The organism is Acidaminobacterium chupaoyuni (genome assembly GCF_047936785.1).
GTDB lineage: Bacteria > Bacillota > Clostridia > Oscillospirales > Butyricicoccaceae > Acidaminobacterium > Acidaminobacterium chupaoyuni.
The window spans coordinates 313,657-327,979 of the sequence record NZ_CP176394.1 but is presented as its reverse complement, the minus strand read 5'-3'; the positions used below and the strand labels follow the sequence as shown (position 1 = coordinate 327,979).

The 14,323-nt window shown below is 53.8% G+C and carries 15 protein-coding genes and 1 pseudogene; 1 reads left to right on the top strand and 15 read right to left on the bottom strand.

Going from position 1 to position 14,323, the window contains the following annotated elements:
- Nucleotides 1–135: 135 nt before the first annotated feature.
- From ACJA3I_RS01690 to ACJA3I_RS01650, 9 genes are all read right to left on the bottom strand, one after another.
- Entirely contained in the window at nucleotides 136–711 is a 576-nt protein-coding gene (locus ACJA3I_RS01690) for a DUF3841 domain-containing protein (RefSeq protein WP_458863035.1), read from the bottom strand.
- Nucleotides 687–1,247 (bottom strand): DUF3841 domain-containing protein, encoded by a 561-nt coding sequence (locus tag ACJA3I_RS01685; protein ID WP_458863034.1) that lies wholly within the window; start codon nucleotides 1,245–1,247, stop codon nucleotides 687–689. The genes ACJA3I_RS01690 and ACJA3I_RS01685 overlap by 25 nt, the downstream gene beginning before the upstream one ends.
- Before the next feature lie 25 nt (nucleotides 1,248–1,272).
- A complete protein-coding gene (locus tag ACJA3I_RS01680; RefSeq protein WP_458863033.1) occupies nucleotides 1,273–1,806 on the bottom strand; it encodes a DUF1003 domain-containing protein in 534 nt (177 codons plus the stop codon).
- A gap of 50 nt (nucleotides 1,807–1,856) precedes the next feature.
- Nucleotides 1,857–2,456 (bottom strand): DapH/DapD/GlmU-related protein, encoded by a 600-nt coding sequence (locus ACJA3I_RS01675; protein ID WP_458863032.1) that lies wholly within the window; start codon nucleotides 2,454–2,456, stop codon nucleotides 1,857–1,859.
- A gap of 332 nt (nucleotides 2,457–2,788) precedes the next feature.
- Nucleotides 2,789–3,772: an ABC transporter ATP-binding protein gene (locus ACJA3I_RS01670; RefSeq protein WP_458863031.1), complete on the bottom strand. Its 984-nt coding sequence runs from the start codon at nucleotides 3,770–3,772 to the stop codon at nucleotides 2,789–2,791.
- 5 nt (nucleotides 3,773–3,777) lie between these two features.
- Nucleotides 3,778–4,752, bottom strand: coding sequence for an ABC transporter ATP-binding protein (locus ACJA3I_RS01665; RefSeq protein ID WP_458863030.1), 975 nt, complete (start codon nucleotides 4,750–4,752; stop codon nucleotides 3,778–3,780).
- The gene (locus ACJA3I_RS01660) at nucleotides 4,742–5,623 is read right to left on the bottom strand and encodes an ABC transporter permease (protein WP_458863029.1); all 882 of its coding nucleotides are present in this window, start codon (nucleotides 5,621–5,623) and stop codon (nucleotides 4,742–4,744) included. Before ACJA3I_RS01660 ends, ACJA3I_RS01665 begins: the two co-directional genes overlap by 11 nt.
- Nucleotides 5,624–5,635: 12 nt before the next feature.
- Nucleotides 5,636–6,589 carry an ABC transporter permease gene (locus ACJA3I_RS01655; RefSeq protein WP_458863028.1) on the bottom strand — a complete coding sequence of 318 codons (954 nt, stop codon included), beginning with the start codon at nucleotides 6,587–6,589 and terminating at the stop codon, nucleotides 5,636–5,638.
- Between the two features lie 113 nt (nucleotides 6,590–6,702).
- A complete protein-coding gene (locus ACJA3I_RS01650) occupies nucleotides 6,703–8,268 on the bottom strand; it encodes an ABC transporter substrate-binding protein (RefSeq protein WP_458863027.1) in 1,566 nt (521 codons plus the stop codon).
- Between the two features lie 523 nt (nucleotides 8,269–8,791).
- Between ACJA3I_RS01650 and ACJA3I_RS01645 the strand changes: the two genes are divergently transcribed.
- Nucleotides 8,792–9,808 (top strand): WG repeat-containing protein, encoded by a 1,017-nt coding sequence (locus tag ACJA3I_RS01645; protein ID WP_458863026.1) that lies wholly within the window; start codon nucleotides 8,792–8,794, stop codon nucleotides 9,806–9,808.
- Between the two features lie 159 nt (nucleotides 9,809–9,967).
- On the opposite strand, the gene ACJA3I_RS01640 is transcribed toward ACJA3I_RS01645, so the two are convergent.
- The 6 genes and pseudogenes from ACJA3I_RS01640 to ACJA3I_RS01615 form a co-directional block, all read right to left on the bottom strand.
- Nucleotides 9,968–10,378 carry an arsenate reductase ArsC gene (locus ACJA3I_RS01640; RefSeq protein ID WP_458863025.1) on the bottom strand — a complete coding sequence of 137 codons (411 nt, stop codon included), beginning with the start codon at nucleotides 10,376–10,378 and terminating at the stop codon, nucleotides 9,968–9,970.
- Nucleotides 10,379–10,387: 9 nt separating this feature from the next.
- A complete protein-coding gene (locus ACJA3I_RS01635; protein WP_458863024.1) occupies nucleotides 10,388–11,401 on the bottom strand; it encodes a permease in 1,014 nt (337 codons plus the stop codon).
- Nucleotides 11,402–11,491: 90 nt separating this feature from the next.
- On the bottom strand, nucleotides 11,492–11,725 hold the full coding sequence (locus ACJA3I_RS01630; protein ID WP_458863023.1) for a thioredoxin family protein: 234 nt from the start codon (nucleotides 11,723–11,725) through the stop codon (nucleotides 11,492–11,494).
- A 13-nt stretch (nucleotides 11,726–11,738) separates the two neighbouring features.
- Nucleotides 11,739–12,791 carry a CobW family GTP-binding protein gene (locus ACJA3I_RS01625; RefSeq protein WP_458863812.1) on the bottom strand — a complete coding sequence of 351 codons (1,053 nt, stop codon included), beginning with the start codon at nucleotides 12,789–12,791 and terminating at the stop codon, nucleotides 11,739–11,741.
- Nucleotides 12,771–13,052: pseudogene (locus ACJA3I_RS01620) on the bottom strand (ArsR/SmtB family transcription factor); the annotation flags it as partial. The pseudogene ACJA3I_RS01620 and the gene ACJA3I_RS01625, both read right to left, overlap by 21 nt.
- Nucleotides 13,053–13,307: 255 nt before the next feature.
- Nucleotides 13,308–14,291 carry a Rieske 2Fe-2S domain-containing protein gene (locus tag ACJA3I_RS01615; RefSeq protein ID WP_458863022.1) on the bottom strand — a complete coding sequence of 328 codons (984 nt, stop codon included), beginning with the start codon at nucleotides 14,289–14,291 and terminating at the stop codon, nucleotides 13,308–13,310.
- Between the last annotated feature and the right edge of the window lie 32 nt (nucleotides 14,292–14,323).

The following is a 14,323-nucleotide window of genomic DNA, read 5'->3' as shown; positions in this document are numbered from 1 at the left end:
CTTGCCCGGCCTTGGCGGCCTGTTGCCGGCCCTGCGGCGTGGCGCAGGGCCCATTGGCCTGTCGGCTTTTGGGGCTTGCGGCGTTCGGCGGCTGCCTTTATCATAACATAAAATTTTCCTGAATCAATGGAAAATTCAAGGAATCAGCCATTCTTTTTTCAGCTGCCAAAGCCCGGCCTGAACGCTTGTCAAAGGGGAGCTGCCTTCTTTGATGGCGCGGTCGTGGCGGAACAGGCGCTGCCAGCTGCCGAGGATCTCGGCTTTGAGGTCGGGATAAAAATTCGTTAAAAGCAGTTCGTTGGTGCTGCGGATGCCGCGAAGCTTCAGCGCCCGGGCGAAGGCTTCTTCCTCTTGGGGCGTTTCGCCCAGATAGCTCAGGCGCAGAATCTTGTTCCAATCATAAAGGTCGAAAAACACGGCTTCTTCCATGGGGATATTGAGCCGAAGCACATGGCGCAGGCCCGAAGCTTCCACGCTGTAACGCTGCTGAAAGGCCCAATAGGGATATTCCGCGCCGCTTGGCATGGGCAGGCGGTTTTTCAGCTCTTTTACAAACCAATCATAGGCGGTCAAAAAAATCGGCGCGCTCTCGCCGTATTTTTCGGCCACATACCGCCGCCGTGAAAAGCAGACGCCCTCCTGCATCAGAACCGATAAAACCGTTTCTGTCTGGGCGGAATAAACGGTCATCTGGTGATGTTGGTCACCCATTCTTTGCGCACCTCCCATAAAACGCCGTAGGTCTGCCCGTTGCCCAGCGAAACGGAAGGGTCAAACAGGCGATCCCAGCTGGCGATGATCTCGCGCCGGATCTGCGGATAAAACTGCGACATATAGGCTTTGGTATCGCTGACGCCGTAATCTTCCAGCAGCCTGCGGTGGCGCAGCCTGTCTTTTTCATCGGCGGGGATATAGCCGTAATTGAGGATGGTTCCCCATTTGTTGATATCGATCTCGGTCACCAGCGAAGGATCCACAGAAAGCTCTAAAATCACGGTATGCGGGGTGTGGAGCATGGTATCTTCATGGCGAAAAGAGACCCACACGGGATATTCCGCCTCGGGCGGCTTTGGCGCGCGGGCAAGCGGGCCGTGGCTCACAAGCCAGTTATAAGCTTCCAGAACCAAAGGCGCGTCTTCGCCCAGATCGATGCCCACATATTCGCGGCGGCCGAAATAACGGCCGGTCTCTTCTAAAAGGCGGGCGGCGTTTTCATGCTGCTTTGTCCAAACGCGGATGTTTTTCATCAAAAATTCCTCCTGCACCGGCGAATTATTTCAGCGGCGCCTCGGGCGGCTGGGCAGGCGGCGTTTCGGGCTTGCCCTTCAGGCGCTCCATGTCTTTTTGCAGGGCGGCCTGCTGTTTTAAAATCAGATCCATCTTGCTGTGAAGGTCTTCGATGACGATTTCGGTTTTCAAATTCACTTTATAATCGTTTTCGGCGCGGCTGCGGTCTTTGGCTTCCTGGCGGTTCTGGCTCATCATGATCAGAGGAGCCTGGATGGCGGCCACACAGGAAAGCACCAGATTGAGCAAAATGAAGGGATAGGGATCAAAGGCCTTCACCAGCCAGAAAATATTCAAAATCATCCAAAAGATCAAAGCGCCCACGAAGATGAAGATAAAAGTCCAGCTGCCGGCAAACTGGGCGATATGATCCGCCGCGCGCTGCCCAAAGGTATAGGTGGAAGGTTCCCCTTTGGAAACCTTGTTCTGCAAAAGCAGATGCAGCACTTCTTCATCGGTCATATCTTCCCTTATCCCGTTGATGATCTGGTTGACCAGATCTTTTTTGCGTTTCGCCATAATCAAAAAATCCTTTCTGCCCGCGGGCTTTGCCGCGGCGGGGCGCCTGTTTATAAATATTTTTGAACAAAGGCATCAAAATCTCTGAAATCCGCCAGACGCTGTTTTAAAACATCGTAACTCCAATCCCACCAGGCCGATCGCTCGATCCTTTCGATCAAATCATCCGAAAAACGCATTTTGATAAGCTTTGCGGGAACACCGGCCACCACCGAATAGGCGGCCACATCTTTTGTTACCACCGCGCCTGTGCCGATCACGGCACCGTTGCCGATGGTCACCCCGGGCATGACGGTTGCGTTGTGGCCGATCCAAACATCATTGCCGATGGTCACAAGGCTGTTTTTGCGCCAATCGAAAAAAGCTTTGTCATCTTCGCCAAACCCGAACATCTCGCTTCGATAGGTGAAATGATGCTGGGCGATCCTTGTATAGGCGGGGTGGTTGCCGGGGTTGATCCTCACATTGGTGGCAAAAGAACAAAATTTGCCGATGATGGCATAATCGATTTGGTTATACCCTGCGCAATAGGAAAAATCGCCGAATTCCACATCGTTCAAAACGCTGTGGGCCTTGATCTGTGTGTAATCCCCAAGGCGCGCGGCGGTCAGCCGCACATCTTCTTCAATATTGGGCTCTTTATGAAGCATCAGGCCAAATCCCTTCTTTTGCGGCGGGGCAAACCCGCCAGGCGCAGTTTACCCATGGGCGGGGCGCGGCGAAAGCCCCCGCCTATGCGGCGCCGTTTGATGAATAACATTATTATAGCAACCTGCGGCGCCTTCGTAAAGCGGCTTTACAGAAATCTTCCCGCTTTCGCAACAGGCCAATCGACAATAAAAAGAGCAGCCGAAGAAAATTGCAGACGCCGCCTGCGGCGGGTTTCGCAAGACAGGTTTTTATGAAAAAGACATAAAATCCGAAAAAAGCGGGTGGCCGAAAGGCCACCCGCTGAAACTGTTTCTGGCTTTTAAAACCGCGCTCAGCCGTTGATTTCGGCATAGCGGAAACAGCTGACCCAGTGGCCGGTCTCCGCTTCCTGCGCCGTGGGCTTTTCTTTCCTGCAGCGCTCGTTGGCATAGGGGCAGCGCGGCGAAAAATGGCAGCCCTGGGGCACATGCATGGGGCTGGGCAGTTCGCCTTTCAAGATCATGCGGCCCGAAGCCTGGGCGGCGCGGGGGTCGGCTACGGGGATGGCCGAAAGCAGCGCCTGCGTATAAGGATGCAGCGGGCGCTCGTAAAGCGGGCCGCAGGGGGCCACTTCCACAAGGTTGCCCAGATACATCACGCCGATGCGGTGGCTGATATATTTCACCATTGAAAGGTCGTGGGCGGCGAAAAGATAGGTCAGATGCATTTCCTGCTGCAAATCTTCCAGCATATTGACCACCTGCGCCTGAATGGAAACATCCAGCGCCGAAATGGGTTCATCGCACATCACGAACTCAGGATCCACCGAAAGCGCGCGGGCGATGCCGATGCGCTGGCGCTGGCCGCCGCTGAATTCATAAGGGAATTTTTCCAGGTCTTCCGGCTTCATGCCCACTTTGCCCAGCAGATATTTCATGCGTTCCAGCTGGTCTTTTTCGTTCATGCCGGCCTTTTGCAAAGGCTCGCGCAGAATTTCTTTCACATTCCAATAGGGGTTCAGCGCGGAATAAGGGTCTTGAAAGATGATCTGCATGCGCTTGTGGTAATCTTCCAGCTTTTTGCCTTTCAAAAGCGAGATATCGTCGCCGTCATAGGTGATGGTGCCGCCGGTGATGTCATACATGCGGATCAGCGAGCGGCCCAGGGTCGATTTGCCGCATCCCGATTCGCCCACCAGGCCGAAGGTCTCGCCCTTGAAAATTTCCAGCGAAACATCATCCACCGCTTTGAGCATCCGTTTGCCGCCGCCTAAAAAGTGGCTCACGGGGAAATATTTTTTCAAATGTTCTGCTTTGAGCAGTATCGTTCCATCCATATCGTCTATTCCTCTGTGATGAAGTGGCACATGGCTTTATGCGTGGGAGAGATCTCGCGCATTTTCGGCATCTCTGTGCGGCATTGCGGCATGACCTGTGTGCAGCGGTCGGCAAAGGGGCATCCCTTGGGCGGTTCGATCAGCGAAGGCGGAAGCCCCGGGATCGAAACCAGCCGCTCACCTTCTTTGCGGTCGGCCGAAGGGATGGCTTTGAGCAGCGCCTTGGTATAAGGGTGCTTCGGCTGATAGAAAATTTCTTCGGCCAGCCCTTCTTCGGCGATCAGCCCGCCATACATGATCATAATGCGCGAGCAGATGGAAGCCACCACCCCCATATCGTGGGTGATGAGCACGATGGAAGTGCGGCTTTTTTCTTTCAGCTCCCGCAGCAGATCGAGGATCTGCGCCTGAATGGTCACATCCAGCGCGGTGGTGGGCTCATCGGCGATGAGCAGCTTGGGGTGGCAGCTCAGCGCCATGGCGATGAGCACCCTTTGGCGCATGCCGCCCGAAAATTCATGGGGATATTGATCCATGCGTTCTTCGGGGTTGGGGATGCCCACCATGCCCAGCACCTCGATGGCCCGCGCCCGCGCCGCCGCTTTGGAACAATCGCTATGGCGCAGGATCACCTCTGTCAGATGCCCGCCGATCTTTTTCAGCGGGTCAAGGGCGGTCATGGGGTCTTGAAAGATCATGGTCATTTCTTTGCCGCGGATCTTGCGATAGTCTTCACGGCTGATGGTTTTCAGATCGCGGCCGCCGAAAACCAGCTTATCGCTGCTCACCGCGGCGTTTTCGGGCAAAAGCCCCATCACGGTTTTCATCGTCACGCTTTTGCCGCTGCCCGATTCACCCACGATGCCCAGCACTTCGCCCTCTTCCACATGCAGGTCGATGCCTCTCACGGCCTGCACCTTTTGCCCGCGGGAATGGAAGGTCGTGGCCAGGTTTTCCACTTCCAATAAATTATGCGTCATATTTATCACCTGCCGTAATTCTTGGCTCAACAAATACTCTCAGTACATCCCCCAGCTTGTTGAAGGAATACACCGTGAGAATGATCAAAATGCCGGGAACCACCGCCATCAGCGGCGCCTGCTGCAAATTCTGCTGTGCGGTCTGCAAAAGGCTGCCCCAGGAAGACATGGGCTGCTGAACGCCCAGATTTAAAAAGCTCAGCGCGCTTTCCGTCATGATGGCGTTGGCGATGGCCGCGGTGGCCGCCGTGATGATGGTGGGGAACACCGTGGGGATCACATGGTTGCGGATGATGGCCATGGAAGGGATGCCGATGAATTTGGCATATTGCACATATTCACGCTCGCGGGAAGAAAGGGTTTCCGCCCTCACAAGGCGGGCGATCTCCATCCAGCTGAAGCAGCCGATCACGATGATGATGGAAGCCAGCCCTTTTTTAAACAGCAGCGCCACCACCGTCACCATGATGATCCAGGGGATGGCGGTGAAAATATCCACCGCGCGCATGAGCAGGCTGTCGATGAATCCGCCGAAATAGCCGGCCACCGTGCCGACCACCACGCCGATGACCACAGAGGTGAACATGGCCAGAACGCCCACCAGAAGCGAAACGCGGCCGCCATAGATCACGCGCAGCAGATAATCGCGCCCCAGCTCATCGGTTCCCAGCCAGTGTTTGCCGCTGGCGGGCTGCAGCATTTTGCCCATATCGATGGCGTCGGGGTCGGCTTTTACAAACACCACCAAAAGGCTGATGATGACCACCGTCAGAACAAAAACGGCGGCGAAGATCGCCTGTTTGTTGTGGCGGAATTCGTGTTTCATGTTCGCCCAGCGGCGGCTTTGTCCGATTGCTTTTTCTTTTTTCATTGTGCTTCTCCCCTATCCCTGGGTTTTGATTCTGGGGTCTGTCAGGCAATAGATCACATCCGACAGCAGGTTCCCCAAAATGACTAAGGTGCCCGATAAAACCAGAATGCTCATCACGATCGGGTAATCAAGGCTTTGAATGGCCTTCACGAAATAAGGCCCGATGCCCGGCCAGGCAAAAATGGTTTCGGTGATCACGGCGCCCGTCACCAGCATGGGCAGAGCCATGCCCAGCTTTGTCACCAGCGGGGTGAGAACATTGCGCAGCACATGGCCGAAAAGGATCTGCGCCTTTTTCGCGCCGAAAGCTTCCTGCACAAGGCAGTAATCCTCTTTCAGCTGGCCGATGGTGGAAGCTCTCACATAACGGGTGAGATCAGGCAGAAAGCCCATGGTCAAAACGATATAGGGCATGGCAAAATGCTTCAGATAATCGGAAACCGAATGCTCAAGCCCGATGGTGTGCATCCCCATCAGCGGGAAAATTTTCAATCGATAGCTAAAAAAATACATCATCAGCAGCGCCAGCCAGAAGGTGGGCATCGCGATGCCCACCGAGCTGAGCCCATCGATGATTTTATCGGCCGCCCTGTTTTTGTGGCTGCCCGCCACAAGGCCCAGAACGATGGCCAGGCAGAAAGCCGTGAGATAAGCGGGCAGCACCAGCTGGATGGTGGCGGGGATGCGCTGTTTGAGATCATATTTGATGCTGGTGTGCGATAAAAGCGAATTGCCGAATTCGCCATGGCAGATGTTTTCAAGCCACTTGCCATATTGCACATAGATGGGGTCGTTCAGCCCGTAATCTTCGCGTTTCTGTTCGATCTCGGCGCGGGACATATCGGGGGTGGTGATGGCATCCACCGCGTCATAGGGCGCCAGATTGATTAAAAGAAAGCAGAGCGCCGTGATGACGAAAAGAAGCGGGATCGCCTGCAAAATTCTTTTGAGGATATATTTCAGCATGCCTTACCTCCGTTAAAAAACCGGTTTCGATAGATTTCGCCGGCGAAAGCGTTTTTGCCCCGCGGCGGATGAAAGATGGAAAGAGGGGCTTAACGCCCCTCTTCACCGTTTCGTTATTTCAGTTCCAGCTTAGAGAAATCGCGGAAGGTATAGATGGGCACGAGGCCGGCATCTTCCACACCCGAAACTCTCGCGGTGGTCACCAAAGATCTCATGTTTGTGCCGAACGGATAGAACAGCGCTTCTTCGGAAACCATCTTCTGCGCCTGCTTATAGATCTCGGCGCGCTTGGCGGGGTCAAGCTCGGCTTTGCCCGCGGCGAACAGCTTGTTGATCTCGGGGTTATCGAAGTTCAGCATGTTGTCGGAAGAAGAATCGACCAGAGCGGCGAAGGTGTCGGGGTCGATGCCCATGACATAACCGCCCAGATACATATCATAATCTTTGTTTTCGTGGTCGTTGGCGGCGGCCATCCATGCGGCCTGATCTACGCCGGCCAGTTCAACGGTCACGCCCACCTGCTTCAGTTCGGCCTGAATGGTCAGCGCCTGCTTTTCCTGGGCCGCGTCATCGGCCACATAGCAAAGCTTTACCGATTTGGGGCCGTTGGCCACCAGTTTTTTGGCTTCTTCCAGGTTTTTGTCATATTTTTCAACATCGTCGCTGTAATAAGAGTTGACAACGGGCAGGAAAGAATAACCCAGCTTATAGAATTCATCAGAGGTGTAAGCGGCGGTCATGATCTCTTTGCGATCAAGCGCCTTGAAAAGGCCTGTGCGGAAATCTTTGTTCTGCATCGCGTCAGAGATGCGGTTGAGCCTTAAATAAGGCACGCGGCCTTCGCTGTAGTTGGTGACGGTGAAATCTTTGTTATCTTTAAAGGGCGCCAGCTGAGAAGGCAGAGCCACCAGGGCATCGACTTCTTTATTCTGCATGGCGAGGGAAGCGGTGTCGGCGTTGGGGATGATCTTGAAGACAACGGTCTTGATCTTTGCTTCGCCGCCCGCATAATTCGGGTTGGCGGTGAATTTCAGATATTGGCCGGTTTTATATTCTTCCAGCATATAGGGGCCGGTGCCGACCACTTTGCCTTCCAGCATATTGATGTCATAGCTGTTTTTGCCGTCGAAGATATGCTTGGGGGCCATGAAAACTTCGGCCGAGAGCATTTCCACAACGCTTGCGGAAGGAGAAGGCAGCGTGAACAGAACGGTCAGGTCGTCTTTCTTTTCCATTGCGATGGGCTTGCCTTCCACATAAAGGGCGGGGCTCTGTTTGTTATAGGCGTCATAGGTGAAGATCACATCATCGGCGGTGAAGGGTTCGCCGTCGCTCCACTTCAGGCCTTCCTTCAGCTTCAGGGTATAGGTCAGGCCGTCTGCCGAGGGTTCCATGCTTTCGGCCAGAACCGGCAGGAAAGTGCCATCCTGATCGATCTTGTAAAGGGGCGAAGCCACCATGTTGCAGGTCATCAGGCTCCATCTGTCGTCTGCGGTGAAGGTGTTGAGGGTGTTGCCCGTATCGCCGCCTAAAGAATAAGTGAAAACATCTTTGTTGGCTGCGGAAGAACCTTCTGTTTTTGCTGTGGTGCCTTTGTCGTCTGCGGCTTTCTGGCTGCATCCGGCAAGCACGCCGGCCAGCATCATAATAGCCAGCAGTAAGCTAAGCTTCCGTTTCATCTTGCGTTCCTCTTTTCTTGTCATTTCGTCGTGGCATCCTTTTGCCATCGTACCGGTGGCTATCTTATCAGCGAAGCTCCGCGCCGTCAAATAGATAATATGAATAGAATTTTACCTATTTATTAAGAAACTCGAAAAAGCAAACGGCCGATTTCTTGTTCACAATTACCATAAAAATATCGAAAAAACAGCAAAGATGCACGAAAGACGCGTTTGAATGTTAAAAAAATCACTATTTTATCATGATTCATAAAAAATGCGCAAGAATGCGCATTTTTTTGGAAAAGTCATTTTGAATAAGAAGTATGGCGGCGCGGAACTTCTTTTTTGTGTGAAATGATCCGCGGAAAAATATGCCGAAAACGGGGAAAATCCACGCCCGGAATGAGGCCGCTCTGTGGACGAATTCAAAGGGAAGAATTGCCGCAAAACCGCCCTGCCGCCGGGCGGCGCCGTGAAAGCCCGGTTTATCGGACTTCATTTGTATTATACTGGAAATCATGATAACGACGGAGGGATGATTATGAAAACCTTGTTTTGCGTCAGCGCGGAAAATCTGCATCTGGCCGATCCCAACAGCCTGATCTTTAAAATGGAAGAAAGCTATCTCGACGCCCGGGGATGCCCCTGCCCTGCCCCCGCGGGCGAAATGTCTCTGGCGGCTGAAAACGAAGAATTATGGGAAAACGAGCGCCTGCGCCGGGTGGAACGGGTCTGCGGCGGGCTGGTTTCTTTTTCGTCTACAAAACAAATTCATGAAATCGACGATGTGTTCGGCACCTATGGGTTTAAAAATCTGCGGGGCGAAGTAGTCATTGAGCCGCAATATGCTTCCGCAGCGGAATTTTCAATGGGTCTTTGCGCCGTCTGCCTTGGCCGCACCTGGTTTCAGAAGGGATCTTCCCGTTATTACGAAACCCACTGGGGCTATATCGATGAACAGGGGAAAACCGTTCTGCCGTTTCACTTTCGGGAGGCGTGGCCCTTCAACCGCTATGGCGTGGCGGTGGTTTCAAGGGAATATACGGAAAATTATTATCTGATCGATCTGGCCGGCCGCCGGCTGGAAGCCCCCCAAGACGCCTGCTTCGACCATTATGAGATGGATTATGACAGCCGCTTTGTTGGCTTTTCTTTCGGCGAGGACGAAAAAAACAAAGACGAACCACCCATGGGCATTTATGACACCAAAGAGCGGCGGGTGGTTCTGATGCCGCAGTTCGAGGCCTTTTATGAAATCGATGAAGAGACCATTTTGGTGCAGGAAGCCGAAAAGGAGGGTGTTCGGCGCGAATATTTCATCAACGCCGGGGGCGAACCGAAGCATCCTCACCTGCTGGCGCAGGATCTTTCATCGGAATGGCCCGGCAAAAACGGCTGTTTCATTGTGAGAAAAAACCACGGCGGCGCCTGTGGGCTTTCGGCCCCCAACGGCGAAGTGATCATCCCCGTGGTCTATGATAAAATCCTGCCGATGAATTACGCAAATCTGTTCGCCTGTTATCGCGGCGGCGTCATCGAAGTCATCGATTGCGAATAAGCGCCCCTGACCGCCGACAAACAAAAAACGGCCTGCCGCAAAACGGGGCGGCCAAGATCTTTTCTTGAAATCGTGTTGAAAAGCGATTCGACACTTTTTTCAAAAAGAGATCCTGTCGCCGCCGCAATTTTGCAGCAGGCCGTTATGGCTGTCTGGCCGTTATTCAAAAGTTCGCTGTTTCAGCTGTAAAATACGCTGGCGGATGGCATCCATCACGGCATAAAACGCCTCATCGCTTTTGCCGGTGGGGTCTTCCAGACCCCAATTTTCCCGAAAAGCGGCGGGCAGACCGGGGCATTCCACCCCGCAGCCCATGGTGATGAGGATATCCACCGGCGGCAGGGCCGAAAGCGGCTTGGAAAACTGCGTCTTTTCCATATCGATGCCATAGCGCTTTTTCATCAGCCGCACGGCGTCCTGATTGATGGAGGGCTTGGTTTGCGTGCCCGCCGAATAAAATTCGAAGCGTTCTGAAGCCAGGTGTTTGCCCAGCGCTTCGGCTATTTGGCTGCGGCAGGAATTATGCACGCAGACAAACGCGATTTTTGGTTTGGCTTCTGCCTGTTCCATAAAGCCCCCTTATAAAAACAAAAAGTGGAACGCGTTGAAGAGATAACCCACAATGATGATGCCAACGGTGCAGATCGCCGCGAAAAGCGCCAGAAGCTTTGGCTTTACGGCTTTTCTCAGCATGATCATCGAGGGCAGGGATAAGGTGGTCACGGCCATCATAAAGCTTAAAACCGTGCCCAGCAGCGCGCCTTTGGAAAGCAGCGCTTCGGCAATGGGGATCGTGCCGAAGATATCGGCATACATGGGAACGCCGATCAAAGTGGCCAGCACGACGCCAAAGGGGTTTTTGCCGCCCAGAACGGATTCCACCCAGCTTTCGGGGATCCAGTTGTGGATCACCGCGCCGATGCCCACGCCCACCAGAATATAGGGCAGAACCTTTCTGAAGGTGGCCCAGACCTGATCTTTGGCATAGCGCAGCCGGTCGTTTTGTGAAAGCGTGGGGGAATCCAGATCCACGCCGCCCGCGCCGCGGATGAAATCTTCCACCTGATCTTCCATATGCAGCTTTTCGATCAGCGTGCCGCCGACCACCGCCACCACAAGACCCACCAGCACATAGGCCACCGCCACTTTTGCGCCGAAAATGCTCATCAGCAGCAGCAGGCTGCCCAGATCCACCATGGGCGAAGAGATCAAAAACGAAAAGGTCACGCCCAGCGGAAGCCCCGCGCTGCTAAACCCGATGAACAGCGGGATGGAAGAACACGAGCAGAAAGGCGTCACGGTTCCCAGCAGCGCCGCAATGCAGTTGGCCCACACGCCGTGAAACCGGCCGAGGATCTTCTTGCTGCGCTCCGGCGGAAAATAGCTTTGGATATACGAGATCAAAAAGATCAAAAAGCATAACAGAATGGTGATCTTCAGCACATCATAAATGAAAAACTGAACGCTGCCGCCCAAACGGGTGGCGGTATCCAGCCCCAGGGCTTCCAGCCCGCGCCCGATGAGCGCGTTCAGCCATTTCATGCCCAAAAGCTGGTTTTGGATCCATTGACCCACAAGTTCGAAACCCCTCATCACAATTTCCTCCGTTTTGTGAAATACATCAACTTTTTTCGATGTATTCCCCCAAAAAGGCGGCCGTTTTCACGGCCGGCCCTGTTTTGTTTATTTTTTCAGCAGTTTCATAATGGCTTTTGCAGAAGCCACCTGGCCGCTGACCACCAGTTTGCCATCCACCAGAAGCGAAGGCGAGGTCATCACGCCCAGCTTCACGATCTCCATCAGGTCTTCCACCTTTTCCAGCCGGGCGTCAAGCCCCAGCTGCGCGATGGCTTCCTGCGTGTTTTCATAAAGGCGGCTGCATTTTTCACAGCCTTCGCCCAAAACTTGAATCAGCATCCGTGTTTCCTCCTCAGTTTCTCAGCTTCATGGGCTGGCCCACAGTCTCTTCCCAGGCGGGCATGATCTCGCGGATGATCTGCGGGCCGATCTTCGAAATGAATACCATCTGCGAAAGCTCTTTGGCGGGGCAGGGCTTCACATCGATTTTGCGGCCCACCAGATCGATCTGGTTCCAGCCCTTGCCGCTCAGGCGGAAAAAGCCTTTGGCGCGGTATAAGTGGTCTTCCACCCGGGCCAGAAAACGCTTGAGCGTTTCTTCCGAAACTTCGCCCTCAAAATCGAGAAACAGGGTTTTGGGCTTGGTTTCTTCGGAATTGGTGGTGTCTTCGCTTTCTGCCCAGCGATATTGCATCAGGTCTTCATTCAAAAAAGAAAGGTCTAAATTGCCGTTGGCGCTGGTGTCGATGCGGCAGATGGGGTTGATCTCGCGGATCTTGCGCTCCAGCTCTTCCAGGCGGGCTTCCTCCACCAGATCCACCTTGGTCAAAACGGCCAGATGGCAATGCTTCAGCTGGCGATAAACGGTTTCCAGATCCTCCAGCTGGTCAAAGAAATTGACCGCATCCACCAGGCAGATGGCGCCCTTGAATTCATAGGAATTGCCGCAGAGCGCCGCCGAAGCGGCCAAAATCTCTTCCACATTGGAAGGATCGCCCAGGCCCGAACTTTCCACGAACAGATAATCGAAATGGTGGGCGGCCATATCCGTCAGCGCCTGAACGAACGAAAGCTTCAGGCAGGAACAGAAGATCGAGCCGCGGTTGATCTCCACCATCTGGATATCGTCGTTTCTCAAAATTTCGCCGTCGATGCCCAGTTTGCCGAATTCATTTTGGATAACGCCCACGCGTTTGCCCTTCAGCGCATCAATAAGCTTCAAAAGGATGGTGGTTTTCCCCGAACCGAGAAAACCCGTTAAAACATAAAGCTGTGTTTTTTCCGACATGGTCTGATTGCCTCCGTCTATGTGGTCTGTTTTTGTGTTTTCGCAGGGTGCTGCTTTGATTAAAGTGTTTTCGGGCCGCCCGGGTTCCTGCCCGCCATGGGGCGTTGTCAGCCGCAAAAGCAGCGCGGCGGCCTCTTTGCCGCCCGTTTCGCTCAGGCTGTAATGGGTCCATTTGCCTTCCTGATGGCTGTCTACGATGCCCGATTCACATAAGATCTTCATATGATAAGAAACAGCCGATTGGCATAGCTTCAGCTGATCGTTCAGCACACAGGCGCATTTTTCGCCGCTGCGCAGCAGCTCGAGGATGGCGAGGCGTTTCGGGTCGCAAAGGGCCTTGAACACCTTGGCGTTTCGCCGGTGATCGTGTTCCAACATCTTCACCTCACATCGAAATTTCTTGATCTGTGCTCATTATAACATTCCGCTTTTTTTTGTCAAGCCTTTCACAAAGAAATATCAAAAATTTTTGATGTGAGCAAAAACACCGCCCGCCGAAGCCTTTCGGCGGGCGGCGGCAAAGCTGTGATCTGCGTGTTTTTGCCGCCACGCGGGGCGGCAGAGCTTCATGCGGCGGCGCTGATTCAGCGCGCTTTTTCCGCGGTTTGCTGATAGCGGCGGCCGCAGAAAAGCTTAAAGAGCGGTCTGTTTTGCGGCTTGCTGCAGGGTGTGGCGCATTTTTCGATATTCCACAATGGGGCGGTCGCCCTGAACCAGATTTTCTTTGCCGAAAAACTCGCTCTTTTTGGGCAGCTGGGTCAGAACCACCCGCCGATCCTGATGAAGCACCACGCGGTTTGCGGCGTTGCCCAAAGCGTTCATCAGAGGGCGGGAAAGCGGGCCTTTCAAAAAGCTGTGGTAAAACCGTAGATAAATTCTGGTGTTTTCGTCATCCACGGGGGCGAAAGCCGCGGCGATGCGCACTTTTGGCGAAACCCTGTTCTGCCAAAGATTCGGCATTTGCAGCTGCAGGCTGAAAAGGTTTTCATAATCGGTGATCTCTTCGGGGGTCTGGGGTTTTTGCCCTTCATCCACGGCGTTTTTCACATAATAGGTCATCTGTGTGCCCTGCCATTTCACCACGGGACCGTTGACCAGCGACTTGTTGCCGCGGCCGATGGTGGAACCGTGAACGAACGGAAGATGCACCACATCCAGCTGGTTTTCGATGGCGCGGGTGTAATGCACCGACCAGTTTTCCGAAAACTCGCCATAGGCGAAACCACTTTTCAGATCTTCGAAAAAGGGGATCTCGGGCAGTACTTCGCGCTCCGCGCCATACCACGCCCAAAGAAAACCATAGGCTTCGCGGATCAGATAGCGCTTGACCTTGAAATTATCCTGGATCACGGCGTTTTTGCCGTTCGCGGGGATCTGCACCACCCTGCCGGTGGCATCATAGGCAAAGCCGTGGAAGGGGCAGGCCAGATGGCCGCCCGTCACTTTGCCGCAGGAAAGCGAAGCGCCCCGATGGCAGCATTGATCGGCGATGCAGCAGACTTTGCCGCTTTCATCGCGCCAAAGCGCCAGTTTTTCGCCGAAACGCGTCACGCCGATGGGTTTCGCCTGCCTGACTTCGGCCGAAGATAAGATGGCATACCATTGGTTGGGGATCATATCGTTCCTCCTTTTTCAAATAAACGGTTCAT